Source organism: Rhodobacter capsulatus (genome assembly GCF_005144475.1).
GTDB lineage: Bacteria > Pseudomonadota > Alphaproteobacteria > Rhodobacterales > Rhodobacteraceae > Rhodobacter > Rhodobacter capsulatus_C.
Window position 1 is genome coordinate 1 of record NZ_SWJZ01000101.1, and the last position, 14,181, is coordinate 14,181.

Annotated in this window: 13 protein-coding genes; 7 read left to right on the forward strand and 6 right to left on the reverse strand. The window is 65.5% G+C overall.

All coding sequences use genetic code 11. From position 1 onward, the window contains the following. Positions 1-323 precede the first annotated feature (323 nt). Positions 324-1,382 carry a quinone-dependent dihydroorotate dehydrogenase gene (locus tag FBT96_RS18005; protein WP_136909115.1) on the reverse strand — a complete coding sequence of 353 codons (1,059 nt, stop codon included), beginning with the start codon at positions 1,380-1,382 and terminating at the stop codon, positions 324-326. Then, positions 1,379-1,717: a DUF952 domain-containing protein gene (locus FBT96_RS18010; protein ID WP_055210012.1), complete on the reverse strand. Its 339-nt coding sequence runs from the start codon at positions 1,715-1,717 to the stop codon at positions 1,379-1,381. Before FBT96_RS18010 ends, FBT96_RS18005 begins: the two co-directional genes overlap by 4 nt. Positions 1,718-1,876: 159 nt before the next feature. Here FBT96_RS18010 and FBT96_RS18015 point away from each other — a divergent pair, with 159 nt between their 5' ends. The 3 genes from FBT96_RS18015 (at position 1,877) to FBT96_RS18025 (ending at position 5,475) form a co-directional block, all read left to right on the forward strand. Further along, positions 1,877-3,442 (forward strand): bifunctional metallophosphatase/5'-nucleotidase, encoded by a 1,566-nt coding sequence (locus tag FBT96_RS18015; RefSeq protein WP_136909116.1) that lies wholly within the window; start codon positions 1,877-1,879, stop codon positions 3,440-3,442. A 96-nt stretch (positions 3,443-3,538) separates the two neighbouring features. Next, complete coding sequence (locus FBT96_RS18020) at positions 3,539-4,225, forward strand: D-lyxose/D-mannose family sugar isomerase (RefSeq protein WP_136909118.1); 687 nt, start codon at positions 3,539-3,541, stop codon at positions 4,223-4,225. Then, on the forward strand, positions 4,213-5,475 hold the full coding sequence (locus tag FBT96_RS18025) for a glycerate kinase type-2 family protein (protein WP_136909120.1): 1,263 nt from the start codon (positions 4,213-4,215) through the stop codon (positions 5,473-5,475). Before FBT96_RS18020 ends, FBT96_RS18025 begins: the two co-directional genes overlap by 13 nt. Here FBT96_RS18025 and FBT96_RS18030 read toward each other — a convergent pair. Then, positions 5,472-6,302: a bifunctional allantoicase/(S)-ureidoglycine aminohydrolase gene (locus tag FBT96_RS18030; RefSeq protein ID WP_136909122.1), complete on the reverse strand. Its 831-nt coding sequence runs from the start codon at positions 6,300-6,302 to the stop codon at positions 5,472-5,474. The two genes, FBT96_RS18025 and FBT96_RS18030, sit on opposite strands and share 4 nt — an antisense overlap. Further along, positions 6,299-7,714, reverse strand: coding sequence for an allantoinase PuuE (gene puuE, locus FBT96_RS18035; protein ID WP_136909124.1), 1,416 nt, complete (start codon positions 7,712-7,714; stop codon positions 6,299-6,301). The genes FBT96_RS18030 and puuE overlap by 4 nt, the downstream gene beginning before the upstream one ends. 134 nt (positions 7,715-7,848) lie before the next feature. Between puuE and uraH the strand changes: the two genes are divergently transcribed. After that, positions 7,849-8,205, forward strand: a complete 357-nt coding sequence (gene uraH, locus FBT96_RS18040; protein WP_136909126.1) for a hydroxyisourate hydrolase — start codon at positions 7,849-7,851, stop codon at positions 8,203-8,205. Positions 8,206-8,211: 6 nt separating this feature from the next. Here uraH and FBT96_RS18045 read toward each other — a convergent pair whose 3' ends face one another. Both FBT96_RS18045 and FBT96_RS18050 read right to left on the reverse strand, forming a co-directional pair. Beyond that, positions 8,212-10,836, reverse strand: a complete 2,625-nt coding sequence (locus FBT96_RS18045) for a methyl-accepting chemotaxis protein (RefSeq protein ID WP_136909128.1) — start codon at positions 10,834-10,836, stop codon at positions 8,212-8,214. A 13-nt stretch (positions 10,837-10,849) separates the two neighbouring features. Continuing rightward, positions 10,850-11,419 (reverse strand): hypothetical protein, encoded by a 570-nt coding sequence (locus FBT96_RS18050; protein WP_136909130.1) that lies wholly within the window; start codon positions 11,417-11,419, stop codon positions 10,850-10,852. A gap of 207 nt (positions 11,420-11,626) precedes the next feature. Between FBT96_RS18050 and FBT96_RS18055 the strand changes: the two genes are divergently transcribed. From FBT96_RS18055 to FBT96_RS18065, 3 genes are all read left to right on the forward strand, one after another. After that, positions 11,627-12,256, forward strand: coding sequence for an ATP-dependent Clp protease proteolytic subunit (locus FBT96_RS18055; RefSeq protein WP_055209897.1), 630 nt, complete (start codon positions 11,627-11,629; stop codon positions 12,254-12,256). Between the two features lie 121 nt (positions 12,257-12,377). After that, positions 12,378-13,652, forward strand: a complete 1,275-nt coding sequence (clpX, locus tag FBT96_RS18060) for an ATP-dependent Clp protease ATP-binding subunit ClpX (protein ID WP_136909132.1) — start codon at positions 12,378-12,380, stop codon at positions 13,650-13,652. A gap of 122 nt (positions 13,653-13,774) precedes the next feature. Beyond that, entirely contained in the window at positions 13,775-14,149 is a 375-nt protein-coding gene (locus FBT96_RS18065) for an NADH:ubiquinone oxidoreductase subunit NDUFA12 (RefSeq protein ID WP_136909134.1), read from the forward strand. The last annotated feature ends 32 nt before the right edge of the window (positions 14,150-14,181 follow it).

A 14,181-nucleotide genomic window follows, 5' to 3' on the forward strand; every position in this document is an offset into this window, starting at 1 on the left:
CAATGGGCGCCGGGTCTGCCGAAGACGCGCTCGGGCAAGATCATGCGCCGGATCCTGCGCAAGATCGCCGAGAACGACTACGGCGCGCTTGGCGACATCTCGACGCTGGCCGATCCGGGCGTGGTGCAGGAGCTGATCGACAACCGGATGAACCGGGCCTGACCCGCAGGCGGGGGGCGCCGCCCCCCTCTTGCCGTCGGCACGTCCCCCCCCGGGATATTTGGCCCCGGGATCTTTGCCCAAGCTGAACTGCCGCCCTTTCACCTTGGCGCAAATATCCCACGGGGGTGCGGGGGCGTGAAACCCCCGCAGCTACGGTCGGATCAGAGCCAGAGGCTGCGGCCGGTTCCCACGGCTTCGGCCACCGAGGCAAAGCCGTCGCGCGCCAGCAGCGCATCCAAGCCGCGCGCGACCTCGGCCGCCAAGCCGATGCCCTTGTAGACCATCGCCGAGTAAAGCTGCACTGCAGAAGCTCCGGCGCGGATCTTTTCATAGGCCTCCTCGGCCGAGGAAATCCCGCCCACGCCGATCAGCGGCAGTTTTCCATCCGTCAGCTTCGACAGCTGTGCCAGAACCCGCGTGGACTTTTCGAACAATGGCGCGCCCGAAAGCCCGCCTGCCTGCCCGGAACTTGCACTTTTCAAACCTTCGCGCGAAAGCGTCGTGTTCGTTGCCACGATCCCGTCGATCCCCACCGCACGGGCGACCTCGGCCACGTCCTCCAGCTCCGCGGGGCTCAGATCCGGGGCGATCTTCAGGAAAACCGGGATCGGACGGGCCAGTTCGGCCCGCGCCGCAAGCACCCCGCGCAAAAGCGCCGAGAGCGCCTCCTTGCCCTGCAGGTCGCGCAGCTTTTCGGTATTGGGCGAGGACACGTTCACCGTGGCAAAGTCGATATGCGCGCCGGTGCGTTTCAGCACCGTGGCGAAATCGGCGGCCCGGTCGGCGCTGTCCTTGTTCGCGCCGAGGTTCAGCCCGACCGGCACACCCGCAGGCCGCGCCGCCAGCCGGGCCGCGATCGGCTCCATCCCCTCGTTGTTGAAGCCGAAACGGTTGATCACCGCGCGATCTTCGGTGAGCCGCCACAGCCGCGGTTTCGGATTGCCCTCCTGCGGGCGCGGCGTCGCGGCGCCGACTTCCAGAAAGCCGAAGCCCACCCGCATCAGCGGCCCCAGGGCCACGGCATTCTTGTCGAATCCCGCCGCCAGCCCCACGGGATTCGGCAGATCGAGCCCCGCGACCGTCGTCGCCAGCCGTGCCCCGGTCACCGGGCCGCAGCCGGGCACCAGACCCATCTGCAAGGCTTTCAGCGCCAGACCATGCGCAGTTTCCGGGTCAAGCCCGTGCAGGAGCGTCAGCCCCAGCCGTTCGGTGATGTTCATAACAGCGCCTCGGGGAAGATATGGCCGCACAGGCCGAGCGGCAGCGCGGTGTCCCACACCACATCTGCCCGGCGCAAGCGGCGGTAAAGATGGGGGAAAAGTGCGCCACCCCGCGACACTTCCCATTTCAGATCCGCGCCCAGCGCCGCAATGGACACCGCCACCAGCACCAGATCGCTTTCGGTGGCGAAATGCTTCGCCGCGGTCTCGACGACCTGCGCGGCGGTGGAGAAATGGATGTAGCCATCGGCCAGATCGACGGGAGCCCCCGCGGTTTCACCCGCGGCGCAAAGCGCATCCCATTCGGGGCGGCGGAAGATCTTGTAGATCAGCATGCAGGTTTCATGCCCTTTGCCCGGAAAATGGTCAATCCCCGGCGGCGGGCTTTCGTCACGGTCCTGTCTCGCCGAACCCGGTGAAAAAGCCCACTCCGGTTTTGACAGCGCGGCCCCGCGCGCGCCACAGTAAGCCCATTCCCAACCGAGGAGGATCGAATGTCCGTCCGTCTGCTGCTTTCCACTGCCGCATTGGCCCTGACCGCCGGGGGCGCGCAGGCCGATTACACGCTGCACATCCTGCACACCAACGATCTGCATTCGCGGATCGAGCCGATCAACAAATATGACAGCACCTGTTCCGAGAAGGACGCGGCCGAGGCGAAATGCTTTGGCGGCATCGCCCGCGTCGCGGCGAAGGTGGCGGCGCTGCGGGCGGAGCTGGCGGGGCAGAACGTGATCGTTCTGGATGCGGGCGACCAGTTCCAGGGCTCGCTTTTCTACACCACCTACAAGGGCGAGGACACGGCCGAATTCATGTCGAGGATCGGCTATGATGCGATGGCGGTGGGCAATCACGAATTTGACGACGGCCCCGAGGGTTTGGCGGCTTTTGTTGGAAAAGTGCAATTCCCTGTGCTTTCCGGCAACCTGGATCTGAGTCGAACATCGCTTAAAGACAAGATCGCCGATACGGTCGTGCTGCAGGTCGGCGGCGAGAAGATCGGTCTGGTCTCGGCTTTGGCCACCGATACGGTGGAAACCTCCTCGCCCGGGCCCGACATCCGCTTTCAGGACGAGATCGAAAGTCTGAAGGCCGATGTTCAGGCGCTGACCGATCAGGGCGTGACGAAGATCATCGCGCTTCCGCACACGGGGTTCGTCAAGGATCAGGAGATTGCCGCCGCCGTTCCGGGGCTGGATGCGGTGGTGGGCGGGCATTCGCACACGCTGTTCGGCAAGGACGGCGCCGCCTATCCGACGATGGTCGGGGGGGTGCCGGTCGTCTCGGCTTATGCCTATTCGAAATATCTGGGCCATCTGGTGCTGACCTTCGACGATGCGGGCATTCTGAAATCGGCGGGCGGGGAACCGATCCTGCTTGATGCCTCGGTCACGCCCGATGCGGCGGTGGCGGCGCGGGTGGCTGAGCTTGCCAAGCCCTTGCAGGAGATCCGCGACAAGGTCGTTGCCGAGAGCACGACCGAGATCGACGGGGCGCGCGATCATTGCCGGCAGAGGGAATGCGCGATGGGCAATCTGGTGGCCGAGGCGATGCTCGACCGGGTCAAGGATCAGGGGATCGCGATCGCGATCGCGAATGGCGGGGGCTTGCGCGCCTCGATCGATGCCGGGCCGGTGACGATGGGCGAGGTGCTGACGGTGCTGCCGTTCCAGAACACGCTCTCGACCTTCGAGGCGAAGGGCGCGACGATTCTGGCGGCGCTGGAAAACGGTGTCAGCGCGGTCGAGGAAAGCGAGGGGCGGTTTCCGCAGGTGGCCGGGCTGAGATACAGCTTCGATCCGGCCAAGCCCGCGGGGGCGCGCGTCAGCGCGGTGCAGGTGGCGACCGCGCTCGGCTGGGCGCCGCTTGATCCGGCGGCGACCTATGGCGTGGTGACGAACAACTTCGTGCGCGGCGGCGGCGACGGCTACAGGATGTTCGCGACCGAGGGGATGAACGCCTATGACTTCGGCCCCGATCTGGCCGATGTGACGGCGGAATTTCTGGCAAGGCGCTCGCCCTATTCGGCATCGGTCGATGGGAGAATCGCGCGACGGTAGAGTCCGCGCCCCGATTGCACCGCGGGGGAGATTTTCCCCCGCTTTTCACTTGCTTGTGATCGGGTGTTGCGCGACCCTCGCGGCAGAGGTGTGGCCATGAAGCGATCCGAGATCAACACCATCTTGCGCCAGTCCGAGGCCTTCCTGCGCGGCTTCGGCCAGATCCTGCCCCCCTTCGCCCATTGGTCCCCGCGCGAGATGCAGGCGCGGCGCGCCGAGATCGACGGCATCGTCTCGGCCCGGCTGGGCTGGGACATCACCGATTACGGTCAGGGCGATTTTGCCCGGCTGGGCCTGTCCCTGTTCACCGCCCGCAATGGCCGGGCGCAAGATCTCGCCCGGGGCGGCGGCCTGTGCTACGCCGAGAAGATCATGATTTCGCGGGAAAATCAGCTCTCGCCCATGCACCGCCACCGCGTCAAGGCGGAAGATATCATCAATCGCGGCGGCGCGACGCTGGCGATCGAGATGTTCAGTTCGGATGCGTCGGGGGCGCTTGACCCGCGCGCGCCCGTCGTTGTCGCCTCGGACGGGGTGACGAAATGCCTGCCTGCGGGCGGTATCCTGCGGCTTTCGCCCGGGGAAAGCGTGACCCTGATGCCGGGCAACTGGCACGCCTTCTGGGGCGAAGGGGGAGATGTATTGATCGGCGAGGTTTCCACGGTCAACGATGACCGCACCGACAACATCTTCCGCGATCCGATCGGTCGTTTCGCGGATATCGAAGAGGACGAGGACCCGCAGCATCTGCTGGTCTCGGATTATGAAACGTGGCTTTCCTGACCCCGACGGACTTGTTGCACAGGCTTTTCGAAACGGCCGTGGCGGCGGCGGACCCGATGCAGGTTCTGCCGCGGGTGCTGGGGCCGCGCCCGCCCGGCCGGGTGGTGGTGATCGGCGCGGGCAAGGCCTCGGCGCGGATGGCCGAGACGGTCGAGAGCCTCTGGGGCCCCTGCGAGGGGCTTGTCATCACCCGGTATGGCCATGCGCGGCCCTGTCAAGGTATTGAAATCGTTGAGGCGTCGCATCCCGTGCCCGATGCGGCGGGGGTGGCGGCGACGCGGCGGATGCTGGATCTGCTGCGCCGTCTTGCGCCGGGGGATTTCGTGCTGGCGCTGATCTCGGGCGGGGGCTCGGCGCTGCTCTGCGCCCCGGCCGAGGGGCTGGCGCTGGCCGAGAAACAAGCGGTGACCGCGGCGCTGCTGGCCTCGGGCGCGCCGATCGAGCAGATCAACACGGTGCGCAAGCATCTGAGCGCGGTGAAGGGCGGGCAGCTGGCCGCGGCGGCCTTTCCGGCGCGGATGCGGGCGCTGCTGATTTCGGACGTGGCGGGGGATGATCCGAGCTTCATCGCCTCGGGGCCGACGGTGGCGGATGGAAGCACCCCGGCCGAGGCGCTGAAAATCCTGCAAGATCATGGCATCGAAGTGCCGCAAAAGGTGCTGGCGCGGCTGCGCGCGGGCTCGGGCGTTCTGGCGCCGGGCGCGTTTGCGCTCTCGCGGTGCGAGACCGTCATTGTCGCCGCCCCCGCGCAATCCTTGCAGGCGGCGGCGGCCTTTGCCCGCGGGCAGGGGGTTGCGGTGCGGGTGCAAGGCGATGCGCTGACCGGCGAGGCGGCGGATCTGGGCGCGAAACTGGCGCGGATGGCGCAGACCTATGCCAGCGCCCGCCGCCCGGGGGAACCGCCGCTGGTTTTGCTCTCAGGTGGGGAATGTACAGTTTCCCTGCGGGGGAACCCCGGTCTGGGCGGGCCGAATGTTGAATTTCTGCTATCGGCGCTGCGCACGCTGGATGCCGCGCCGGGGATCTGGGCGCTGGCCGCCGATACCGATGGCGTCGATGGCATGGCCGAGGTGGCGGGGGCGGTGATCGGCCCGGACAGCCTTGCGAAGGCCCGGGCGCGGGGGCTCGATCCGGCGGCGGCGCTGGCCGGGCATGATGCGCATCGCTTCTTCGCCGCGCTTGGAACCCAGGTGAAGCCCGGACCGACGCTGACGAATGTCAACGACTTCCGGGCTTTCCTGATCCTTTAGCGGCCCAGCACGCCGCGCAGCCGGGCGTGGCGGTTGACGTCCTTGTAAAGCAGGTAGCGGAACGGCCCCGGCCCGGCGGCGTAGCAGGCCTGCGGGCAATAGGCGCGCAGCCACATGAAATCGCCCGCCTCGACCTCGACCCAGTCCCGGTTCAGCTTGTAAACGGCTTTGCCTTCAAGGACATAAAGCCCGTGCTCCATCACATGCGTCTCTTCGAAGGGGATCAGCCCGCCGGGTTGGAAGGTGACGATGTTGACATGCATGTCGTGGCGCAGATCGGTCGGATCGACGAAGCGGGTGGTGGCCCAGCGGCCCTGGGTCTCGGGCATCGCGACGGGCTTGATCTCGCGCTCGTTCGTCACGAAGGCGGCGGGCTTTTCCAGCCCCGGCGCCGGTTCCCAAAGCTTGCGGATCCAGTGGAAACGCAGCGGATCATCGGCGCCGTTCTTCACCGCCCAGCGGCACCCGGCGGGAATATAGGCATAACCGCCCGCCGCCAGCTCATGGTCCTGGCCATCAAGCGACAGCCACATCGCGCCTCCGGTGACGAACAGCACATGTTCCGCGCCGGGGTCGGCATCGGGCTCATCGGCCCCGCCGTCGGCGCCGACCTCCATCACATATTGGCTGAAAGTCTCGGAAAAGCCGCTCATCGGCCGCGCGATCAGCCACATCCGGGTCTGCGTCCAGCCCGGCAGGAAGCTGGTCACGATATCCGAAAAGCAGCCTTTCGGGATCACCGCATAGGCTTCGGTAAAGATCGCGCGGCCGGTCATCAGCGCGGTTTGCGGCGGCAGGCCGCCGGTCGGGGTGTAATAGCCAGTCATGGCAGCAGGTCCTTCAGTCGGTGCCAGGCGATGCGTTCGACCTGATGGCAGGCCTCGGCGAATTCGGTGGCGCGGTCGTTGGCGATCCGGCGGCGGAAGGCCGCAAGGATCGCCGGTTTCGTATGATCCTTCACCGCGATGATGAAGGGGAAGCCGAATTTCTCGGTGTAATCGTGGTTCAGTTCCTCGAAGGCGACCCGTTCGGCATCGGTCAGCGCGTCAAGCCCGGCCGAGGCCTGTTCGGCCGTGCTTTCCGCCGTCAGCCGCCGCGCGCGCGCCAGTTTGCCGGCCAGATCGGGATGGGCCTTGAGCACGCGCAGACGCTGCGTCTCCGGGGCCGAGCGGAACACCCGCGCCAGCACGCTGGCGACGCCCTCGGCGCAGTCATGTGCCGGGCCAAGCTCCAGCGCATGCGCCTTTTCGGCGATCCAGGGGCTGTGCTCGTAGATCGCGCCAAACGCGGCCACGAAGTCCCGCGGCGTCATTTCGCTTGGCCGATCAAAGTCTTGCGGCGGATGGGTGGCGGCCCAATGCGCCGCGATCTGACCGCGGGTGGCAAACCAGACACCCTCCTGGCTGCGGGCATAATCCAGAAAACGCTTCAGCCCCGCGATCTTGCCGGGCCGTCCGATCAGGCGGCAATGCAGTCCGATCGAAAACATCTTTGCCGCCCCGGCCGCGCCCTCGGCGTAAAGCGTGTCGAAGCTGTCCTTCAGATAGGTGAAGAACTGTTCGCCCTCGATATAGCCCGGGGCGGTGGCAAAGCGCATGTCATTGGCTTCGAGCGTGTAGGGGATGATCAGCTGATCGCGGTTTCCGACGCGCCGCCAATAGGGCAGGTCGTCATCGTAAGTATCCGAAATCCAATCGAAACCGCCTTCTTCGGCGGTCAGGCGCAGGGTGTTGGCCGAACAGCGCCCGGTGTACCAGCCGCGCGGACGTTCGCCGACCACCTCGGCATGCAGCCGGATCGCCTCGGCGATCTGACGGCGTTCCTCGTCCTCGGGCATGTCGCGATGCTCGACCCATTTCAGCCCGTGGCTGGCGATTTCCCAACCCGCCGCCTTCATCGCGGCGACCTGCTCGGGGTTGCGGGCAAGCGCCGTGGCGACGCCATAGATGGTGACCGGCAGCTCCATGCCGGTGAACAGCCGATGCAGCCGCCAGAATCCGGCGCGGGCGCCGTATTCATAGATCGATTCCATGTTCCAGTGGCGCTGGCCGGGCCATTGGGCGGCCCCCGCGATGTCGGACAAGAAGGCTTCCGAGGCGGCATCGCCATGCAGGATGCAGTTCTCGCCGCCCTCTTCGTAGTTCAGGACCAGAGAAATCGCGACCCGGGCCTTCCCGGGCCAGCGGGCATCGGGCGGAGAGCCGCCATAGCCGCGCATGTCTCTGGGATATCGGGTCATCTTTGCCTCCGGTCCGGCTGCAGGGGGGATTGCATGGACGAGAGTTTCAGGTTTTTTTCGAAAAGGAAATCATCCGTTTCGCAACTGGCCGTGCGACATCGCGGCAAGGTTGACGCAAGGCAGAGGAGGGGGCGATGGCAGGATATCTGACGACCCATGTGCTGGATACCGCGCGGGGCTGCCCGGCGGAAGGGATCGAAATCGTGCTGAGCCGTATCGACGCCTCGGGGCGCCATCCGGTGGCACGAAGCCGCACCAATGCCGATGGTCGGACCGATGCGCCGATCCTGGCGGCGGCGGATTTTGCGACGGGCTGTTACGAACTGGTCTTCCACGTCGGGGCCTATCTGCGCCAGAGCGGGCAGGTTGCGGCAGAGCCCTTGTTTCTGGACGAAATTCCGATCCGCTTCGGGATGAATGACGCAGGGGCACATTATCATGTGCCCCTGCTGCTCTCGCCTTACGGCTATTCGACTTATCGCGGCAGTTGAGCCGGATCAGAAATCTTCCCAGTTGTCCTCTGCCGGAGCGTGTTTGACCGCCAGATTCGAAGCCCGGGCGCTGGCGCGTGGCGCGGGCGCCGGAGCCGCGGCGACGGCACGGACCGGAGCGGGCGCGGTCGGTTCGGCGGGCGGGGGCGTGACCGGGGCAGCCGCCGCCGGGCGGGTGGAGCGGAAGTTGCTGGCCGGTGCCGCCGTTGCCTGCTGCGTGCCGAGGCGGAACCGGCTCATCGTCTCGTTCAGCCCATCCGCCTCGCGGGCAAGCGACTGGCTTGCGGCCGAGGTTTCCTCGAACATCGCGGCATTGTGCTGGGTGACCTGATCGAGCTGCAAGATCGCGGTATTGACCTCGCTCAGGCCGGCGGATTGCTCGGTGGTCGAGGCGGTGATGTCCGACATGAAAGTGACGATTTCGGCCACGGAGGTCTGGATCCCGTCGAGGGCGCTGCCCGCCTGCCCGACAAGTTCGACGCCGCGTTTCACCTGACCGGCCGAATCCGAGATCAGTCCGGCGATTTCGCGCGCCGCTTCCGAAGACCGCTGTGCCAGGGCGCGCACTTCCGAGGCGACGACGGCAAAGCCGCGTCCCGCTTCGCCCGCGCGGGCGGCTTCCACCCCCGCGTTCAGCGCAAGCAGGTTGGTCTGGAAGGAGATTTCCTCGATCACCGAGGTGATGCGCGAAATCTTGTTCGAGCTTTCGGAAATCTCGCCCATCGCCTGCACGGCTTCGCGCACGACCTGACCGCTCGATTCGGTGTTGCGCCGCGCCAGAGCCACCATGTCATTGGCCTTCAGGGTGCGATCGGCGGCCGATTTCACCGAAGCGGTCAGTTCGTTCAACGCCGCGGCGGTTTCTTCGAGCGTGGCGGCCTGTTGCTCGGTCCGACGCGAGAGATCCTCGGCCGCGCGGGAGATGCCACCCGACTCGGTGCGGATCAGGCTCGAGTTTTCCAAGACCATCGCCATCGCCTCGCGCAGCTTCGAGGTGGCGTTGTTGTAGTCAAGCCGCAGCGTCTCGTAATCCCCCTGGAAGGGCTCGCGGATCGATTGCGTCAGATCGCCTTCGGCCAGATGACGCAGCGCGTCGCGCAGCTGGTCCACCACCTGACGCTGCTCGGCCGCCAGGCGTTCGCGCTCGATCCGGGTGCGGCTCTCGCGGGCTTCGATCTCCGACATGTCGGTGCCGATGGTGACGACGCGCCGGATGTTGCCCTTGCGGTCGCGCACCGGCGTCATCGCCCCGTTGAGCAGCAGCTCCTGCCCGTCAAGCGAGAGGATCATCCGGCCGATCACGCTTTCTCCGCGCGCAATCGCCTCGAACGCCATTTCTCCGGTCGCGGCCACGCGCACCAGCCGCGAGAAATCCATGCCGATCAGCTGCGACTCGTCGCGTTGCGAGATCACGCACATCGCCACGTTCGCGGCGCTCATCCGGCCGTCCGGGGTGAATTCCACCCGCAGCTGCGTCGCGTCGATCGCCTCCGTGATCGCGATATTGCGCCGCGCCTCGGTGATGTCATGCCATTCGGCGACGTGACCGATCTTGGTGCCATCCGCCGTCATCACCGGATTCGCTTCGACCACCAGGGTGCCCGAGGCCAGATCCTGCTCGATCCGCAGGGAAGTCCGGGCCCCGGCGTCCATCTCGCCTGCGATCTCGGTGCCGCCCTCGACGATGCGGTCGGCGCGATAGCCGATCATGTTTTCGGGGTCGAAATCCGGGTTGCGGGCCTGGATCGCCGCGGCATGCACGCGCATCAGCTTCACCGCCGCCTCGTTCACCCAGGTGATTTCATGCTCGGTGTTGGTCAGCATGATCGCGGTCGAGGCCGAGGCCAGCGCCGTGCCCCGCATCAGCGCGACGCGGTTCGTGGCTTCGGCCTGTTCCAGCGACTGCCGGAAGGCTTCGAGAGATTGCGCGATATGGCCGATTTCGTCCTTGGTCCCGGTATAGGGCACGGCGGTGGTCAGGGCGCCCTCGGCGATCGAGGACATCGCGGTGCTGATCCGGCCGAGCCGCAGCGAGACCATGGCGCGGAAGAAAAGGCTGGTGACCAGCATCGCCGCGACCAGGATCAGGCCGGAGACGATCAGGCTGGTGCGGGTGGCCGCGGCGATCGCGGCATCGGTCTGCGCTTCGGACCAGTGCGACAGCACATAGCCAAGGACGGTGCCGCTGGTCGGGCTGGTGACCGGGGTGGCGATCGTCAGCCCGTCTTCCGAGGTGACGACGGAGGTCTGCCCGGCGATGGTCTGCGCCATCGCGGCGAGTTCGGCGGTGTCGGCGCCCTCGGCGGCATAGGTGGCGATCGCTTCGCCCTTTTCGTCCACCGCCATCATCGCATCGGCGAAGTTCGACGGATCGTCCACGACATCCTGCAGGGCCTTGCCCAGTTGCAGCTTGTCCGTGAAGCGCATCGGCCCGACCAGCTGCTTGGCGACGATGCCGCTGGCGCCCCGGGCCTGTTGCTGCAGCTGCGTCAAGGCCAGTTCGGTGGTCGTGTGCACGTTGAAGAGCGTCATCGAGACCACCACCGTCAGCACCGAAGCGGCGACGAGAAGCGTGGCGCGGAAGAAACTCGAATGGAAGAAGCTGACGGAAGCGGACGTCTTGGCGCTCATCTCGGACCCCGGATTACTGGATCATTTCGGCATTGAGACCCACCGTCATCGCCCCGATCGGGGCTTTGCTGGCGGGATCGATCACGGTGAAGGAGGCCTGCACCGAGTAGCTTTGCGAGGATTCGTCGAATTCCACCGCGCCGACATGGATGGCCTCGGCGCCTTTCGGGAAGGTTTCCTGAAACTTCGCCTCGTCGCCCTGCCAGTAATCCGAGGTCGGACCGGCCTGGGCGACGTTCAGCCCGCGGTTGTCGGTCACGAAGGCTTCGGTGAAACGGCCGCCGCCGGCCTCGATCTTCGCCTTGAGCGCCAGCGATTCCGGCGCGGCGAGGATCGGCTCGATGGTCGGGCGGTTGGCGGCGTCCAGTTCCGCCCGCCAGACCGCGTCGAGCGAGTCGATCTGCGGCTGGCTCAGCGCGGCATGGGCCCCGTTCGCGGCGATCACCGCCGCGACAAGGGCCGGATCCGCGGCCCAGGCACGCAGCTCTTTTTCCACGATTTCCTTGACTTGCGGGGAAACATCTTCGGCCTGTGCGGGCAGGGCAAGAAGCGCGAGAGCAAGCAGTGCTGCGCTGAATTTCATGAGCGGGCTCCGGTTGCGGGGACGGATTCCCCGAGAACATTTGTCGCACAGCCTAGCGCTCAACTCTTTCCGCCCGATTAATCGCCAAGAATCATTCCAACTCCTCTCTTTTAAGTCGCTGCCCTTGCAGGGGGGGCCGCGCGACACTAAGACTTGGGTAACAGACGCGCGCTAAGGCTTTGCGGACATCACGAGGAAAGGCAGCGAATGAAAGACCCGGTCGACCTTTACATGAACACGCTGGTGCCGATGGTGGTCGAGCAGACCTCGCGCGGCGAGCGGGCCTATGACATCTACTCCCGCCTGCTCAAGGAGCGGATCATCTTCCTTGCGGGGCCGTTCCATGACGGCATGTCGAGCCTGATCTGCGCCCAGCTGCTGTTCCTCGAGGCCGAGAATCCCTCGAAGGAAATCTCCATGTATATCAACAGCCCCGGCGGTGTCGTCACCTCGGGTCTGGCGATCTACGACACCATGCAATACATCCGCCCGAAGGTCTCGACGCTGGTGATCGGCCAGGCCGCCTCGATGGGCTCGGTCATCGCCTGCGCGGGCGAAAAGGGCATGCGCTTCTCGCTGCCGAATTCGCGGATCATGGTGCACCAGCCCTCGGGCGGCTATCAGGGCCAGGCGACGGACATCATGATCCACGCCCGCGAGACCGAAAAGATCCGTCAGCGGCTTTACGAAATCTACGTCCGCCACACCGGCCGGTCGATCGAGGAAGTGGCCGAGGCGCTGGAACGCGACCGCTTCATGTCGCCCGAAGAGGCGCTGGAATGGGGCCATCTCGACGAGATCCTGTCGGCGCGGCCGAGCCTTGACGGCGGAAAATGACAAATCGATGACCGCTCTTAACCGGGGCGGGGAATTTGCGATTGAGAAGAACGTGGTGCTGTCCTAGACTTCGGTCCAGGACAGCCCCCAAAGGCCCGGGTCGGGCCATTCGAGGATGACGATGGCGAACAATTCCGGCTCCGACAGCAAGAACACCCTCTACTGTTCGTTCTGCGGCAAGAGCCAGCACGAGGTGCGCAAGCTGATCGCGGGTCCGACCGTGTTCATCTGTGATGAATGCGTCGAGTTGTGCATGGACATCATCCGCGAGGAGACCAAGACCACCGGTCTCAAGGCGACGGATGGCGTGCCGACGCCGCGCGACATCTGCAAGGTGCTGGATGATTACGTGATCGGGCAGATGCATGCGAAACGCGTGCTCTCGGTTGCGGTGCACAACCATTACAAGCGTCTGAACCACGGCTCGAAACAAGATGTGGAGCTGGCGAAGTCGAACATCCTGCTGATCGGCCCGACCGGCTGCGGCAAGACGCTCTTGGCGCAGACGCTGGCGCGGATCTTGGACGTGCCCTTCACCATGGCCGATGCGACGACGCTGACCGAAGCCGGTTACGTCGGCGAGGATGTGGAAAACATCATCCTGAAATTGCTGCAGGCCAGCGAATACAACGTCGAACGGGCGCAGCGCGGCATCGTCTATATCGACGAAGTCGATAAAATTACCCGCAAATCGGACAATCCCTCGATCACCCGCGACGTCTCGGGCGAGGGCGTGCAACAGGCTTTGCTGAAGATCATGGAAGGCACCGTGGCCTCGGTGCCGCCGCAGGGCGGGCGCAAGCATCCGCAGCAGGAATTCCTGCAGGTGGACACGACGAACATCCTGTTCATCTGTGGCGGCGCCTTTGCGGGGCTTGACCGAATCATCGCGCAGCGCGGCAAGGGCTCGGCGATCGGCTTTGGCGCCGATGTGAAAGACCCGGAATCGCGCGGGGCGGGCGAGCTGTTCAAGGAGCTCGAGCCGGAAGATCTGCTGAAATTCGGTCTGATTCCGGAATTCGTCGGCCGTCTGCCGGTGATCGCGACGCTGGAAGATCTGGACGAAGCCGCGCTGGTGACGATCCTGACCGAGCCGAAGAACGCGCTGGTCAAGCAATACCAGCGCTTGTTCGAGATCGAAGGCGTGAAGCTGACCTTCACCCCCGATGCGATGAAGGCGATCGCCGCCCGCGCGATCAAGCGCAAGACCGGCGCGCGCGGCCTGCGCTCGATCATGGAGGACATCCTGCTGGACACGATGTTCGAACTGCCGGGCATGCAAGGCGTGCGCGAGGTCGTGGTGAACGATGAAGCGGTGGAAATGGCCAATGGCGCCAAACCCTTGCTGATCTACGCCGAGACCTCGGGCAAGAAAGAACCGAAGACCGCTGGTTAAGCCCCGGTCGTCGTGAAACGGAAGGGGCGGGGAAACCCGCCCTTTGTGCTGATCGGGTCCGCAAAACACTGGACCTTGGTGGTCCTGCCGCTATAACGGGGCCAAAGATGCGGAGGTGAGATATGAAATTCCTGCTGCGCCTGCTGACGTGGTGGAACAGCCAGACTCTCGGCACCCAGATCTTCACCGCGCGTCATGGGGTGAAGGTCGGCGAGGACGCCGAGGGCAATTGCTACTATCAAAGCAAGGATGGGAAGCGTCGCTGGGTGATCTACAACGGCGAAGTTCAGGCCAGCCGCATTCCCCCCGATTGGCACGGCTGGATCCATTTCACCTGGAACGAGCCGCCGACCAAGGCGCCGCTCGACCACAAGCCCTGGGAATTGCCGCATCAGCAGAATCAGACCGGTCTGGCCAGTGCTTTCGTGCCGCCGGGCTCGCTGCGTCGGGCCGAGCCCGTGGCGCGCAGCGATTACGATGCCTGGCAGCCGGAATAACCCGGTCGTCCAGATCCTGTCCTTCCGTGCAA